The organism is Streptomyces sp. NBC_00576 (genome assembly GCF_036345175.1).
Lineage (GTDB): Bacteria > Actinomycetota > Actinomycetes > Streptomycetales > Streptomycetaceae > Streptomyces.
In genome coordinates, this window is sequence record NZ_CP107780.1 from 4,080,337 (window position 1) to 4,095,658 (window position 15,322).

11 protein-coding genes are annotated in these 15,322 nt (G+C 69.2%); 3 read left to right on the top strand and 8 right to left on the bottom strand.

The annotated features are described in order from the left end of the window. Positions 1-339 precede the first annotated feature (339 nt). Together OG734_RS17235 and OG734_RS17240 are read right to left on the bottom strand one after the other, a co-directional pair. Positions 340-1,005: an HAD family hydrolase gene (locus OG734_RS17235; RefSeq protein WP_330288386.1), complete on the bottom strand. Its 666-nt coding sequence runs from the start codon at positions 1,003-1,005 to the stop codon at positions 340-342. Between the two features lie 161 nt (positions 1,006-1,166). Beyond that, positions 1,167-1,682 carry a DUF6912 family protein gene (locus OG734_RS17240; RefSeq protein WP_330288387.1) on the bottom strand — a complete coding sequence of 172 codons (516 nt, stop codon included), beginning with the start codon at positions 1,680-1,682 and terminating at the stop codon, positions 1,167-1,169. A gap of 375 nt (positions 1,683-2,057) precedes the next feature. Here OG734_RS17240 and OG734_RS17245 point away from each other — a divergent pair, with 375 nt between their 5' ends. Continuing rightward, complete coding sequence (locus tag OG734_RS17245; RefSeq protein WP_330288388.1) at positions 2,058-2,723, top strand: Rv3235 family protein; 666 nt, start codon at positions 2,058-2,060, stop codon at positions 2,721-2,723. A gap of 110 nt (positions 2,724-2,833) precedes the next feature. Here the strand turns inward: OG734_RS17245 and secA are convergent, their stop codons facing one another. Beyond that, the gene (secA, locus tag OG734_RS17250) at positions 2,834-5,659 is read right to left on the bottom strand and encodes a preprotein translocase subunit SecA (protein ID WP_330288389.1); all 2,826 of its coding nucleotides are present in this window, start codon (positions 5,657-5,659) and stop codon (positions 2,834-2,836) included. 245 nt (positions 5,660-5,904) lie between these two features. On the opposite strand from secA, the gene OG734_RS17255 reads away from it, so the two are divergent. Together OG734_RS17255 and OG734_RS17260 are read left to right on the top strand one after the other, a co-directional pair. Beyond that, positions 5,905-6,483: a GNAT family N-acetyltransferase gene (locus OG734_RS17255; protein WP_330288390.1), complete on the top strand. Its 579-nt coding sequence runs from the start codon at positions 5,905-5,907 to the stop codon at positions 6,481-6,483. A gap of 532 nt (positions 6,484-7,015) precedes the next feature. Next, the gene (locus OG734_RS17260; protein ID WP_330288391.1) at positions 7,016-8,281 is read left to right on the top strand and encodes a winged helix-turn-helix domain-containing protein; all 1,266 of its coding nucleotides are present in this window, start codon (positions 7,016-7,018) and stop codon (positions 8,279-8,281) included. A gap of 42 nt (positions 8,282-8,323) precedes the next feature. On the opposite strand, the gene OG734_RS17265 is transcribed toward OG734_RS17260, so the two are convergent. From OG734_RS17265 to mtrB, 5 genes are all read right to left on the bottom strand, one after another. After that, on the bottom strand, positions 8,324-9,070 hold the full coding sequence (locus tag OG734_RS17265) for a response regulator transcription factor (RefSeq protein WP_330288392.1): 747 nt from the start codon (positions 9,068-9,070) through the stop codon (positions 8,324-8,326). Positions 9,071-9,275: 205 nt separating this feature from the next. Beyond that, complete coding sequence (gene hpf / locus OG734_RS17270; RefSeq protein ID WP_443064867.1) at positions 9,276-9,971, bottom strand: ribosome hibernation-promoting factor, HPF/YfiA family; 696 nt, start codon at positions 9,969-9,971, stop codon at positions 9,276-9,278. A gap of 315 nt (positions 9,972-10,286) precedes the next feature. Beyond that, positions 10,287-11,177, bottom strand: coding sequence for a ComF family protein (locus OG734_RS17275; RefSeq protein WP_330288393.1), 891 nt, complete (start codon positions 11,175-11,177; stop codon positions 10,287-10,289). 157 nt (positions 11,178-11,334) lie between these two features. Next, on the bottom strand, positions 11,335-13,260 hold the full coding sequence (locus OG734_RS17280) for an LpqB family beta-propeller domain-containing protein (protein ID WP_330288394.1): 1,926 nt from the start codon (positions 13,258-13,260) through the stop codon (positions 11,335-11,337). Next, positions 13,250-15,322 (bottom strand): MtrAB system histidine kinase MtrB, encoded by a 2,073-nt coding sequence (mtrB, locus tag OG734_RS17285; RefSeq protein ID WP_330288395.1) that lies wholly within the window; start codon positions 15,320-15,322, stop codon positions 13,250-13,252. Before mtrB ends, OG734_RS17280 begins: the two co-directional genes overlap by 11 nt.

A 15,322-nucleotide genomic window follows, 5' to 3' on the forward strand; every position in this document is an offset into this window, starting at 1 on the left:
ATCGGCCATTCTCGGCACCCCGGCGGAGTGTGACGCTGCTCTCGGCAACGCCGGTCCGTGGGATGCGTATGGCGTCCTGGGAACCCTCGGGGTTCCGTCCCGCCCGCGCCGACCAGCGATCACCACCCGGGCACGGATGTGGTCCGTGCACTCCGGGCGCAAGGCAGGGACGAGGACGCCCCCGCGACGTATCGCGCTGATCACGCCATAAGGCTATCGCTCATGACGGGGGCCACGTCATGCGCCATTTGTGTACAAAAGAAGGCCGGGAAGTTTGCCGTTCTGCACAGTGGAGAAAAGAAGATGCCCGAAACGCCCCGAACGGGAGAGGCACTGCGGCTACGCAGCCAGCCGCTCGGCCTCCGCGACGGCCTCCTCCAGACTGTCCACCACAGGCACGCCCACCTCTTCGAGGCTGGCCCGGCCATGGGAGCCACCGGTGTAGAGCACGGCGCGCGCACCCACGTGCAGGGCGGCGATCGCATCGTCGGCGGCGTCCCCGATGACCACCGTGCGCGCGGCCTCGACGCCGGTGAGCGCACCGAGATGGCGCACCATGTGCTCGGCCTTGCTGCCACCGGAGGGCCCGGTCCGCCCGTCGACCCGTACGAAGTGCGACTCGATCCCGAACCCCCTGACCAGCGGGACGAGTTCGGCATGCCCGTACATGCTCAGAATGGACTGACTGCGCCCCGCCGACTGCCACCCGGCCAGCAGATCCCGCGCACCGGCGGCCAGCCCACATGCCACCCGGTGCTCCGCGTAGTACCGGTGGAAGATCTCGTCCATGACAGCCCACTCGGCATCCGTGGGCAGCCGCCCGAGCAGCCGCTCGTAGAACCTCGGCACCGGCACGCAGTACAGCGCCCTGTACTGCTCCAGCGTGACCGGCTCCAGCCCCAGCTCGGCGAATGCGGCGTTCGTCGCACCTATGACGGCATCGGTGTCATGAAACAGCGTCCCGTTCCAGTCCCACACGATGTGCGCCACTCCGTACTTCCCCATACCAAGAAAATACAGCCACCCCCCACCGCACCCCCAGCCCGTCCGGCGTTTGAGGACAAGGCCCGTTCAGGGCCGGAGCGGGGGTCTGGGGGCGGCAGCCCCCAGGGATGGGCCGGGTAGGGGCAGCGGGGGCGAAAACCCTCCTGAGCCCCGCTCACCCCTCAGTCCAACAACCCCACCAGGTTCGGAATCTCCTGCGTGGCATACCAAAGCAGCTCATGATCCTCTGCCCCGTCCACCGTGAACTGCGCGTCGTCATCCCCCTGATCCGCCGCCCCCAACGCCGCCGCAGCTGCGGCGACATCCCCCTTCGCATCCCCCGAGTCGACATGCACGGCCGCCGCCTTCCCCAACGACACGGCCCCACCAACGCGAACCTCACCCAGCGCGACCGGATCGAGCCCCCGGTCGGGGTCGGCCACCGCCACCCCGTCCGCGACATCAACGGCGACGACCACACGCCGCCGCGTCACCCCCGGGTCCATCGCAAGCAACCGCAGGGACGCCAGCGCGGCCCGATTCAGCGCCGCGTACTCCAGTTCCTCGATGTCGTCGGACAGGTACCACTCACGCAACGCGGGCGTGACGGCGTACGCGGCGAACGGTCCCGCCCCCAACTCACCCGTCTTGTACGCCTCGGCAAGGCCCTGGAGGGTCAGGGGGACGTAGACGCGCATGGCTGACCGCTTTCGTAGAAGGCGTTTCCGTGACCGGGCCCAGCACCGGGCCCAGTACCGGAACCAGTAACCGGAAACCAGCAGCCGAGACCCTCCCGCACGACCCGGGAAGACCCTCAGGATACGTCGCGGCGTCCCCTTTCGAGTCCCCGCTCACACCTCTCCGAGCGTCCACAGCGCTCCTCGAAATTCACCCCGGCCACCCCTCCCACCAGGCCTTTCCCATCCGAGAATCACCCTGATAAGTGAACCTCCGGACCCCCCGACCCGCACCCCGTCTCTCCTTGCGCCCGGCCGATCACTCCCCGTACAAGATCCCCACCAGAAAGTTACCGCCCGGTATCCCACCCCGGGCCCCAAGAACGGGGACATTCCATGAACAAGGTGATGACAAGGACGGTCCGCCACACCCCGTCCCGCCCGCCGGTACGCCGGGACACGCGCCGCCCCGGCAGCACCCCTCACCGCACGCCCCCGGGTGGAGGTACCCCCCGCACGCCCTTCCCCGAAGCCACCGCCCCCTCCGAGACCCACCCCGAACCCCGAGTCCCCGCCCAGGGACAGCGACAGGGGCCGGGACAGCGACAAGGAGGGGGGCAAGGACAGCACCCGGAACAGCACAGGCCGACGCCCCCGCGCCCCCTCCAGCAGCCCTCCCAGCCCCGCCAGACGGCCCTCCAGCAGCCCCGCGCTCTCCCGCAGCCTCGCCCCACCGACCTCTTCGCCGACCGCCTCCTGGCCGTCCTGAGCGGCGAACGCCCCGTCCACAGCATGCTCCGCCACACCGTGGGCCGCGCTTACGACGAACTCGCCTGGCTCGCGGCCCGCGGCCCCCTGCGAACCCGCGGCACCCGCCCAGTCGTCCGCGACGTCGGCTACTACGAGCCCAGCCGAGGCGCGCTGGAAGCCTTCGCCCGCATCGGCGCCGGCGACCAGCTCCGTGCGATGGCCTTCCGCCTGGAACTGGGCCGGGACTTCCGCTGGCGCTGCACGGCCGTGGAACTGGGCGGCCCCCGAAGGCCACACACGGCGGACGACTAGGCACCCGGCACACGCAGAAGGGCCGGCCACCCTCGCAGGATGCCCGGCCCTTCACACCACACGTCACACAGCGACTAGCGACTCACCGCTCACCGCCGGCTGGAGGCTGCTCACTTCTTACGCCGACGCCCGCTCCGCTGCTGCTTGCGCCGCTCCGCGCGCGTGAGCCCGTCCGCCTCGGACCGCACCTCGTCGTCGTCCCCGACGAAGTCGCCCTCGACGATGCCGCCCTCGCCGTCCACGGTCGGGGCGGAGAAGTGCAGCCGGTCCGGCCGCTGCGGGGCGTCGAGCCCCTTGGCACGGATCTCGGGCCGGGAACCGGCACCCGCCTGCGCCGGCACCGAGTCCTCGGCACCCTTGTCCAGCGACGGCTTGGCGTCCGCGACCGGGACCTCCTCGACCTGCTGCTCGACCTGGACCTCCAGGTTGAACAGGTAGCCGACGGACTCCTCCTTGATGCCCTCCATCATCGCGGTGAACATGTCGAAGCCCTCGCGCTGGTACTCGACCAGCGGGTCCTTCTGCGCCATGGCGCGCAGACCGATGCCCTCCTGGAGGTAGTCCATCTCGTAGAGGTGCTCGCGCCACTTGCGGTCGAGGACCGACAGCACGACCCGACGCTCCAGCTCACGCATGATCTCGGAGCCGAGCTGCTCCTCACGCGACGCGTACTGGTCGTGAATGTCGTCCTTGATCGACTCGGAGATGAACTCGGCGGTCAGCCCGGCCCGGTCGCCCGCCGCCTCCTCCAGCTCGTCGACGGTGACCTTCACCGGGTAGAGCTGCTTGAAGGCGCCCCACAGCCGGTCCACGTCCCACTCCTCGGCGAAGCCGTCGGCCGTCTCCGCGCCGATGTAGGCATCGATGGTGTCGTCCATGAAGTGCTGGACCTGCTCGTGCAGGTCCTCGCCCTCCAGGACGCGGCGCCGCTCGCCATAGATGACCTCGCGCTGCCGGTTGAGGACCTCGTCGTACTTGAGGACGTTCTTGCGGGTCTCGAAGTTCTGCGTCTCGACCTGCGACTGGGCGGACGCGATGGCACGGGTGACCATCTTGTTCTCGATCGGTACGTCGTCCGGGACGTTCGCCATCGACATGACTCGCTCGACCATCTGGGCCTTGAACAGCCGCATGAGATCGTCACCGAGGGAGAGGTAGAACCGCGACTCGCCGGGGTCGCCCTGCCGTCCGGAACGACCGCGCAGCTGGTTGTCGATCCGTCGGGACTCGTGCCGCTCGGTGCCGAGGACGTAGAGCCCGCCGAGGTCCTTGACCTCCTCGAACTCGGCCTTCACGGCCTTCTCGGCCCGCTCCAGGGCGGCCGGCAGGGCCGCGGCCCACTCCTCGATGTGCTCCTCGGGGTCGAGGCCGCGCTGCCGCAGCTCCGCCTCGGCGAGGTCGTCGGGGTTGCCGCCGAGCTTGATGTCCGTACCACGGCCGGCCATGTTGGTGGCGACCGTGACGGCGCCCTTGCGGCCGGCCTGGGCGACGATGGTCGCCTCCCGGTCGTGCTGCTTGGCGTTCAGCACTTCGTGCTGGATGCCGCGCTTCGAGAGCTGCTGCGACAGGTACTCGGACTTCTCCACCGAGGTCGTGCCGACGAGGATCGGCTGACCCTTCTCGTGCTTCTCGGCGATGTCGTCGACAACCGCCTCGAACTTCGCGACCTCGGTGCGGTAGATCAGGTCGGACTGGTCCTTGCGGACCATGTCACGGTTGGTCGGGATCGGGACGACACCGAGCTTGTAGATCTGGTGGAACTCGGCGGCCTCGGTCATGGCCGTACCGGTCATACCGGAGAGCTTGTCGTAGAGACGGAAGAAGTTCTGCAGGGTGATAGTGGCGAGGGTCTGGTTCTCGTCCTTGATGTCCACCCCTTCCTTCGCCTCGATCGCCTGGTGCATGCCCTCGTTGTAGCGGCGGCCGGCGAGGATACGGCCGGTGTGCTCGTCGACGATCATGACTTCGCCGTCGATGACGACGTAGTCCTTGTCGTTCTTGAAGAGCTCCTTGGCCTTGATGGCGTTGTTCAGGTAGCCCACCAGCGGCGTGTTCACCGACTCGTACAGGTTGTCGATGCCCAGCCAGTCCTCGACCTTGGCGACACCCGACTCGTGGATGGCGACGGTGCGCTTCTTCTCGTCGACGTCGTAGTCGCCGGTCTCCTCGATGCCCTTGAGGGGGTTGCCCGTCTCGCCGCGCTTGAGGCGCGTGACCAGCTTGGCGAAGTCGCCGTACCACTTGGTGGCCTGGTCGGCCGGGCCGGAGATGATCAGCGGCGTACGGGCCTCGTCGATGAGGATCGAGTCGACCTCGTCGACAACGGCGAAGTTGTGGCCGCGCTGGACGAGTTCGTCCTGGGACCACGCCATGTTGTCGCGCAGGTAGTCGAAGCCGAACTCGTTGTTCGTGCCGTACGTGATGTCGCAGGCGTACTGCTCACGCCGCTGGGCCGGCGTCATGTTGGCGAGGATGCAGCCGACAGTCAGGCCCAGGAACTTGTGGACGCGACCCATCATCTCGGAGTCGCGCTCGGCCAGGTAGTCGTTGACCGTGATGAGGTGGACGCCGTCTCCGGAGAGGGCGTTCAGATACGTGGGAAGCGTGCCGACCAGGGTCTTGCCCTCACCGGTCTTCATCTCGGCGACATAGCCGAGGTGAAGCGCGGCGCCGCCCATGATCTGCACGTCGTAGTGACGCTGGCCGAGGGCGCGCTTGGCGGCCTCGCGCACGGTGGCGAAGGCCTCGGGCAGCAGGTCGTCCAAGCTCTCACCGTCGGCGTACCGCTGCTTGTACTCATCGGTGAGGGCCCGCAGCTCGGCGTCGGAGAGGTCGACGAAGTCCTCTTCGATGGAGTTGACCTGGTCCGCGATGCGGTGCAGCTTGCGCAGGATTTTGCCTTCGCCTGCACGCATGATCTTTGAGAGGACGGACACGGGGGTTGGTCTCCTTGCCGGTCGGGCCTAGGACGGTCGGTTTCCATTGTCTTAACTGAGCAACGGCCATCGTATGCGAGGACCCCGCCAAGCCGGGAGGTCTGCCAGTGGGACAGCCATAAGGAGAACGGCCGGGAGTCACGGATGGTGCCGCGCCCCACTCATGAATTGCACGAATTGTGATCACGAACTCACGCACAGCAAAAGGGATGGCGCCCTCATCCCGCCCCGAGCAGAATCGGCCGATGGACCCCGTCACGCTCACCACGGCCCGCCTGTTCCTGCGCACCGTCGGCCCACACGACACGGACGCCGTGTACGCCGCGGTGCAGGACGCCGACATCCAGCGCTGGACGACGATCCCGTCGCCCTACCTCCCCGAACACGCCCGCGGGTTCACCTCCCAGCTGGTGCCCGACGGCTGGGCGGACGGCTCGATGTTCACGTTCGGCGTCTTCCTCCCCGAAGGGGAGGAGCTGGTGGGCATGCTCGCCCTGACCATGCGCTCCCTGGGGGTCAGCGAAGTCGGTTTCTGGGCCGACAAGGCCCACCGCGGCAACGGCTACATCACAGAAGCCACGATCACCGCCTCCCGCTGGGCCTTCACCCATCTGTCGGTGGACCGCGTGGAGTGGAGGGCCGAAGTCGGCAACACGGCGTCCCGAACAGCAGCGGAACGAGCCGGCTTCACCATGGAGGGCACCCTGCGCTCAGCAATCAACAACAAGGGAGTACGCCGGGACTGCTGGGTGGCCTCCCTACTCCCCTCAGACCTCGGCCTCCCCTCAACGGCCCCCTACACCCCCAGCCGCCCCGCCAACTGACCCTCCTCTCCCACCAACCCGCCCCTCGCCCGCCCCCTCGACACAGACCCACCCAGCCCCTCCCCACCACCCCCACTCCCACCGGCTTCTGCAGCCCCGGCGACACCTCAGCCCCGGGGCGGCGACACCCCTCAGCCCTGAGCGGCACCCCCCTCAGCCCCAGGGCGGCACCTCCTCCAGCCCCGGGCGGCACCCCTCAGGACCCGGGCGGCATCCTTCAGCCCTGGGCGGCACCCCTCACACCCGGACGAGCACCCTCAGGCTCAGGGCGGCACCCCTCAGGACCCAGGCGCGGCATTTCCTCAGCCCGGCCCGCCCCTCCTCAGCCCCGTGCGCCACCTCCTCAGCCCCGGCCGGCACCATCCAGCCCGTCCGGCGTTTGAGGACAAGGCCCGTTCAGGGCCGTAAGCAGGGGTCTGGGGGCGGCAGCCCCCAGGGATGGGACGGGTAAGGGCGGCGGGGGCGAAACCCCTCCACCCCCAAACCCCCAGCTCACCCCCACTGTCAGTCCCACCCCCTATCGTGCGGAAGCATGACGAGCAGCCCGCCCAACCCCACCCCCCACACCAAACTCTCCGCCGACGAAGCCCGCCGAATCGCCCTACGGGCCCAGGGCTTCCTGGGCACCCCCAACCGCAAGGCAGGCGTCCGCGGCATCCTCCGACACCTGGGCGCGGTCCAGCTCGACACGATCTCCGTACTCGCCCGCTCCCACGAACTCATCCCGTACGCCCGCCTGGGCGCCATACCCCGCAAAAAAATCGAAGACGCCTACTGGAACCCGACGTCAACGACCCCCCAAACAACAACCCCCACCCCCACCTCAACCTCCACCCCAGCCCCAACCTTCACCCCAGCCCCCCACCCCCACGCCTTCGAATACTGGTCGCACGCCGCCTGCATCCTCCCCGCGGAGGAATGGCCCCACTTCGCCTTCCGCCGCCGCGCCTACCGCTCCCGGCCCCACTGGAACCACGACCTCCCGCCCGATGTCTACGACCAGGTCGTCAAACAACTCCGCACGCAAGGCCCCCTCACCGCAACGGAGTTGGGCGGCGCGAAACGCACCAGCGAATGGTGGGACTGGTCCGGCACCAAGGTCGCTGTCGAACGCGCCCTGATGTACGGCGAGGTGGTGTGCGTGGAGCGCCGGGGCTGGAAGCGGGTGTACGACCTCGCCGAGCGCGCCATCCCGGACACACTGCTGCACGACGACCTCGACGACACCGAATGCCTGCGCCGCCTGGTCCGCCTCGCGGCCCAGTCCCTGGGCGTCGGCACCCGCGCGGACATCGCCGACTACCACCGTCTCAAGGCAGAGCAGGTCGACGCGGTGATCGCGGACTCGGGTCTGGTCCCCGTCACGGTCGAAGGCTGGGGCAAACCGGCCTGGGCCGACCCGGCAGCCCTGGCGACGCCCCCGCGCGGCCGCCACCGCACGACCCTGCTGTCCCCCTTCGACTCCCTGATCTGGGAACGGGCCCGCACAGAACGGATCTTCGGTTTCACCCACCGCCTGGAGGCCTACGTCCCCAAGCCGAAGCGCGTGCACGGCTACTTCGCGATGCCGGTCCTCGCCGGCGGCCACCTCGTAGGACGAGTGGACCCTGCCCGGGAGGGCAACACCCTGGTGGCCAGACAGGTCACTCTGAACGGCCCCAAGGCGGTCCCTGCGGTGGCCCAGGCCCTGCTGGAGGCAGCAAGCTGGGTGAACTGCACGAACGTACGAGTGGAACGGGTGGACGCCCCTGACCTGCGCACCCCCCTGACAAGGGAACTGGCCCAGGCCCTCGGATAACCCCCGACCGCTCTACCGAAGATCGCTCTACCGAAGATCGCTCTACCGGATCTCGAGGATCTTCTCCCGCATCGCGTAGACCACCGCCTCCATCCTGGAGTGCAGCTGCAGCTTCTCCAGGATGTTGCGCACATGGTTCTTCACGGTGTTCTCGGAGATGAACAGCTCTTTGGCGATATCCCGGTTGTTCATCCCGGTGGCGACCAGCTTGAGCACTTCCAGCTCGCGCTCCGTGAGCCGCGGCGCGGGCACCAGCCGCCGCTCGTCCGTCCGCTGGATCATCGACTTGAATTCGGTGAGGAGTTTCGACGCCATGGAGGGGCTGATCTGCGACTGCCCGTCGGCCACGGCGCGAATGGCCGTGGCCACCTCGTCGGTGGAGATCTCCTTGAGGAGATAACCGGTCGCACCCGCCTTGATCGCTTCGTACAGATCGGCTTCCTCATCGCTGATCGTCAGCATGATGATCTTGGCGCTGGGCGCGACCTCCTTGATGGAGGTGCAGGCCTCGATCCCCCCGCGCTTCGGCATCCGTACGTCCATCAGGACGATGTCGGGCAGCAGATCGGCTGCCTTGTCGACAGCCTCCGCACCGTCCCCCGCCTCGCCGACGACCTGGATGTCCTCCTCGGCCGCGAGCACGATCTCCAGTCCACGACGGAAGAGGGCATGGTCGTCCACGACAAGGACTCTGATCGGCTCCTTGCGCGAGGTGCCCGCGTCCGGGCCCATGCCGGTGACGCCGTCGTCGGCATGGTCGACCTGCATCGGTCCGAAGCTGTCCGCCATCGTTCCTCCCCCTGAAGGCTGTGGCCTGTGGTCCTGTGCCATCGCCAACCCAAGGCAACGGCCCACCGGTTGAGCCGTTGCGGCCATGATTCCATGCCCGGGTGACAGTGCGGTGACAGAGCGGGCCCCGGAGGGGGCGCACACGGGTGCCCCTGGGGGCGCACACGCGCTCCAGGGGCACCCGCTCGGCTGTCACCGGGGGCGGTCAGCCACCCAGCGTGCCACCCGCCGCGGGGGCGTGCGCCTGGTGGGCGACCATCGGGTCCGTGTTGAGGTGGATCACGCCGTAGTCGTAGGCGTGTCGCCGGTAGACGACACTCGGTTCCTTGGTCTCGGAGTCGACGAACAGATAGAAGTCGTGCCCGACCAGTTCCATCTCGTAGAGAGCCTGGTCAAGCGTCATCGGGGAGGCGACGTGGGTCTTCTCGCGGACGATGAGGGGGCCTTCGCCCTTCACTTCCAGCGAGCCGATCCTCTTCACGGGCACGCCGTCCGCGTCTTCCTCGTGGACGGGGTGACCATTGCCGTTCAGCGTTGCCGCGTCCGGGACGTGGTCAGCGACCTCGGCGGCTGTCAGCCGGCCGGCGCCTCGGCGGGTGTAACGCTTGTCGTGCTGCTTGCGCAGCCGGGCCTCGAGCTTGTCCGCCGCGAGGTCGAGTGCCGCGTACGGGTCGCTTGCCGCTGCTTCCGCCCGGATCACCGGACCGCGGGAGTGAAGCGTGATCTCCACTCGGTCGGAGCGGTCGGCCTGCCGGGGGTTGGGCTCCTTGGATACCTCGACGTCGAGGCTGATCACCTTGCCGTCGAGCTTCTGGATCCTGTCCAGCTTCAGCTTCTCGGCCACGTGCTTCCGGAACCGCTCGGGCACCTCGGTCTTGCGTCCCTTGACGACGATGTCCACGCAGAACTCCGTTCCCGGATCGCCCCGCTTCAGTGGCGGAGCGTCTCCCTTTCGCACCAGGCTCCGGTGTGCCCCGGAACCTCGGACTCGGTGACTTCCACCTCCTCCTCCCCCATGAGCAAGATCCCCACTCGGCCGGCTGGGGTGATTAAGGAAAATCCACAGCACGGCATTCGGATTTGCGAGGTGTGGCCTGCGGCTTTCCCTCACAACCGAACATATCTCGCCCGGACGTATGTCGTCACCCTCTACTGCCGCGTACCTCCGTTCCAGTGAATTGACCCTCTCGCTACCTGCAACGATGCAAGTTCGCGGTCAGTTCCAGTTTATTTCGAAAGAATCAGGCGTCGCCGCGACCACAGCCGCGCAGATCACGCCCCCGAAGGCGCCGGCCGCCGCGATTCCCGACATCCCTGGCCTCCGCTCCACGCCCGCGGCCGTGGTTCCCGTCCCCCGCTGCCCTCTGCCTTCCCGCCCCGCGTCCGAGTACACGACGTTTCTCACTCTTCTCACGTCCCCCATCTCTCCCGCCCATTCGGCCCCTCCCGCCTCTCCGCACCCGACCGCTTCCCGCACGGCACGCGCGGCCTCGGAAAGCGAGGCTCCGGTCGTCATCAGATCGTCGACCAGGACGACCGCACCCGCACCCGCGAGCAGCTGCCCGCCCCCGGGGACCACGCTCAGCGCACCGGCGAGGTTGTCCAGCCGCTGCCGGGAGTTGAGGCCCGCCTGATCAGCCACGACCCGGCGCTGCCGCAGCACCGCCAGCACCCGGGCCTGCGTACCGGAACCACGCAGCTCACCCGCCGCGGCGAGCGCGATCCGCCGGGCCGGATCATGCCCTCGCGCCCGTACAGCCCGCCGCGCGGACGGCACAGGAACGAGCAGCACGCCCGTACGACCGGGCAGGGCCCCGTCGAGCCCTGCCCGCACAGCTCCCGCCAGCGCCGTCCCGAGCGGCCCCGCGAGTGCCAGCGCACCCCTTTCCTTGTGCGCGAGGACTACCGCACGCACCTCGTCCTCGTACCGGGTCGCCGCGTACACCACCGGCAGCCCGAGCGGCTCAGGCACCGGTCGCACCCGGCTCGGAACGGCCCCGTTCAAGGCGGCACGGCACTCCGGGCAGAGCACCGTGCGAGGCATCCCGCAGCCTCCGCACTCGGCCGGCAGCACCAAGTCACTGAGGTCCCGCCACCAGCCCCGCATGCGCACCACTGTGCCAACACCGACGCGACTCGGCCACCCCTGTGGACAACGTCCTGTGGACAACTCCACGCACCCCACAAGCGGCGCCCGGAAACGCCGACGGCCCGCCGGACATTCGACGGGCCGTCAAAACCCACTGCACTCCCGGCGAGGCCTCTCACCCCGGATAGACCGGAGCCGACCCATCCTTGACCAGCTTCTGCCACTTGGTACCGGACAACAGCCGCACGATGCCGTCCTCCTCCGAGTACGCCACCAGCGGCAGCATCTCGTCCTCGGACGCGGCGATGCCCTTGACGCCGGTCAGCGCGGCCGGCGCCGACCCCACCGGCGTCGAGCCGTCGACCTGCACATAGCCCATCTGCTGCACGCCACCCTGCTCACGCCCGACCACCACGAGCCGGCTGTCCCCGGCCCACGACATGGCGGTGACCTCCTCCAACTGCGGTGTCACGGAGTCCAGTTCGAGGACCGAGACGACCGACTGGTCGCCGGCCTTCTGCCCCGTTGCCCGCCCCGGCTCCGCTGGCGTCTTCTCCTGAGCCGAACCGTCCGCCGGCTGCGCCGACCGCTCGTCCCGCTCGATCCGCCCGATGTACAGGGACCGCAGGCCGTCCTTCTCCACGATGAGCGCGATCCGCACCCCGTCGGCGGCCACCCGTACCGCTTCGATGCGCCCGTCGAGCCCCGGGGTCCTGACTTCCAGCGGCTCGCCCGCACCCTTCTCCAGGAGCAACAGCCGAGGCTTCTTGGGGTTGCGGTCGGCCACCCACAGGTCGCCGTCGCCGTCCCAGCTGGGTGTGGTCAGCCGGTCGGCCTTGGTGCTGCCCTGGCTGGTCAGCACGGGCTCACCGAGCGATCCGCCGGACACCAGCGACCCCACGTACAGCATGGTCCCGTCCAGCGAGACCCCGGCCGCGCTGTCCTCGGCGCGCGAGACCGCCGCGGACCGCAGCTGCTTCTCGCCCTCGCCGAACGCGCCCGGCACCGGAGTGACGTCGGCGGCTGGACTGTCATTGCCGGCCACGTGTACGAGCCGGTGCTTGCCGTCGATGAAGTACTGGAACTCGGGGCGCTGCACCACACCGCGCGCGGCGACGGGCTCGGCCCCGTTCTTTGTGAGGGCGCACAGCTGGGTGCCGTTGGCGCGCTGCAGGGCGACCTCGTCGACACCCGTGGGTGTCAGGTCCTGGAGGGTGTAGAGGAGCTGGGCCGCCATCTCGGTGCACTTGGCCGACCCGACCCGGTTCGCCTTGTCGTTGAGCGGCACCGTCAACCGGTTCTGGTCGTCGGGGGCCAGTGAGGTGACGCCCTTCTTGAGCTCCGTACCGGTAGGGAAACTCGACCGGACGACCGGTCCCAGCCAGCGCGAAGGGCCCTCCAGCAGCGAATTCACCGTCTGCGTCATCGGGTCGACCTTCTTGCGGACGTAGACCGGATCGGCGACGGACACCGGCTGGGCGTCCGACTCCGACGGCGCGTTCGAAGCAAAGTAGTACTTATTGACGGACGTGTAGTTGCGCAGGAAGTCCGACGTGCCCATCACGACACCCTGCGGCAGATCGTCGATGCGCCACTGCCCGCTCTTCTTCTCGCGCGTCAGGTGCAGCGTCGCCCTGTACTGCCCGTCGGCGGGTTCGTACGACTGCTGGGAGTCCAGCGTGGCGAACCTTCCGCCGGTCAGCGTGGCCGCGTAGTCCTCGGTGTCGTCCCGGCTGCCGTCGTGGACGGCTTCGGCAGTGGGCCCGCCGTCCAGCACCGTGGTCGACGCGTCGGGCCGCCACGCCTTCACGGCACGCGCCGTCAGGTACTTGAGCGCCGTCTCGTAGTGCGGATCGTCGCTGGTCAGCGCCTCCAGAAAGCCCTGGACGATCTGCCCCGGAAGGGCGTTCTCGTGGGGCGGCAGGGCGAAGACCCGTACCTGGGCGTCCTGCCGGGGCGTGGACTCGACTCCGCGCAGATCCCCGCTGTCGGGCATCGAGGCGCAGCCGGCCAGCAGGACGGCGCCACAGGCGGCGTACACCACCGCGCGAGCCGCTTCCCGCCGCCGACCGCCCCACTCACGCTCGCGGTCAGGGCCCACGAAATGCCTCCCCTTGCTCATCCACACGATCCGGCCCGGCATCCGAGGACACCGTTTCCGAGGACTGCGACTCCGTACCGGACACACCGTCCCGCCGCGCACCGCCGCCCGGGCGCGGCACCACGCGGGCGCCGTTGCCGGGCAGCGCCGTGGGGTCGGCGGACGGAGCCATGGCGGCGAGCCGCGGCGCTATCGGCCGCTGTTCGGCAGCTGCCGTGTGCACCGGCACCGTGGCGAGCTTGTCACCGCCTGCGTGCGGCAGACCCGCGTCGTTGAGCTCCCGGTGACGCCGTGAGTCCTTGGGCTCCAGCGGTATCGGTGAACCCCGCAGGGGCTCGTCGGCGGTGCGCGGCAGCGTCATCCGGAACTGTGAACCGCCGCCCGGCTCGCCCCACGCCTGCAGCCAGCCCCCGTGCAGCCGGGCATCCTCCAGCGCGATGGACAGGCCGAGGCCCGTACCGCCGGTGGTACGCGCGCGTGCCGGGTCGGCCCGCCAGAAGCGGCTGAAGACGCGGGTCGCCTCACCGGGCTTGAGCCCGACCCCGTAGTCACGCACAGCCACCGCGACCGCACCGCCCGCGGCGGCCAGCTTCACGATGACGTCCTTGCCCTCGCCGTGCTCCACGGCGTTGACGACGAGGTTGCGCAGCACCCGCTCCACGCGCCGCGCATCGGCCTCGGCCACGACAGGCTGCTGATCGCCGACGACCCGTACCGTCGTCCCCTTGCGCTCGGCCAGCGGCTCGGCACCGCTCACCACCCGCCGGACGACCTCCCTGAGGTCTATCGGCTCGGCCTCCAGCGCCGCCGCGCCCGCGTCGAACCGGCTGATCTCCAGCAGGTCCGCGAGCAGCGTCTCGAACCGGTCCAGCTGATCGGCGAGCAGTTCGGCCGACCGCGCGGTCACCGGATCGAAGTCCACGCGCGCGTCATGGATGACATCGGCTGCCATCCGTACGGTCGTCAGCGGCGTCCGCAGTTCGTGCGACACGTCGGACACGAACCGGCGCTGCATCCGCGACAGCTCCTCCAGCTGCTGAATCTTCAGCTGCAGATTCAGCGCCATCTTGTTGAAGGCCTCGCCGAGCCGCGCGATGTCGTCCTCGCCGGTGACCTTCATCCGCTCCTGCAACCGCCCTGCGGACAGCCGCTCGGCGATCCCCGCCGCCATCCGCACGGGCGTCACGACCTGCCGCACGACGAGCCAGGCGATAGCTCCCAGCAGTACGACGACGAACAGCCCGGCCGTCGCCAGCGTCCCCTTGACGAGGCTCAGCGACTTCTCCTCCTGCGTGAGCGGGAAGAGGTAGTACAGCTGGTACGGCTCGCCGTTCGGGTCGTCGACCTGCTTGCCGATGATCAGCGCGGGCTGTGACTCACTGCCGTTGGTGTAGGTGATACGGGTGTAGCTCTGGGCCATCAGCGTGTTGTCGTCGGCCCGCTCGCGCAGCGCCTCGGGCACGCTCGCGGTCGGGTCCACCCCGCCGGAAGCACGCAGTCCGCGCCCGCCGCCGTTGTCGTCGCCCACCGCACCGGCCGGGAGCGTTACGACGTCGAAGGCACCTTGGCCGCCGCTGGAAAGGGACTCCACCAGGTCACTCATCCACCGGAAGACGTTCTGCACGGGCTGGCCGCCCGTGCCGGAACCGTCGTCCCCACTGGCGCCGGCCGCCGTGTCCGCCCTCTGCTTGGCCACCGCGAATCCGCCCGCAGCCTGGCTCTGCGAGGCCTTCACCTTGGCGTCCAACAGGCCGTTGCGCACCTGTCCGATGACGACGAAGCCGAGCAGCAGGACGACGCCGAGCGACATCAGCAACGTCGTGGCGACGACCTTGAGCTGGATGTTGCGCCGCCACAACCGCATGACGGGCAGCAGCGGGCGCCGCACCCAGCGCATGAACAGCCGAAGGACCGGGCTGCCCTGGACACCGCCCTGGAGCAGCCCGCCCTCGAAGAACTGCCGCCAGCCGGAGCCGGGCCTGCTCACCTTCTGCCGCCCGACAGGCCGCTCCGCACGCCCCCCGGAACGCCCGGGGGGCGAAGCGGCACTGTCCTCGGACAT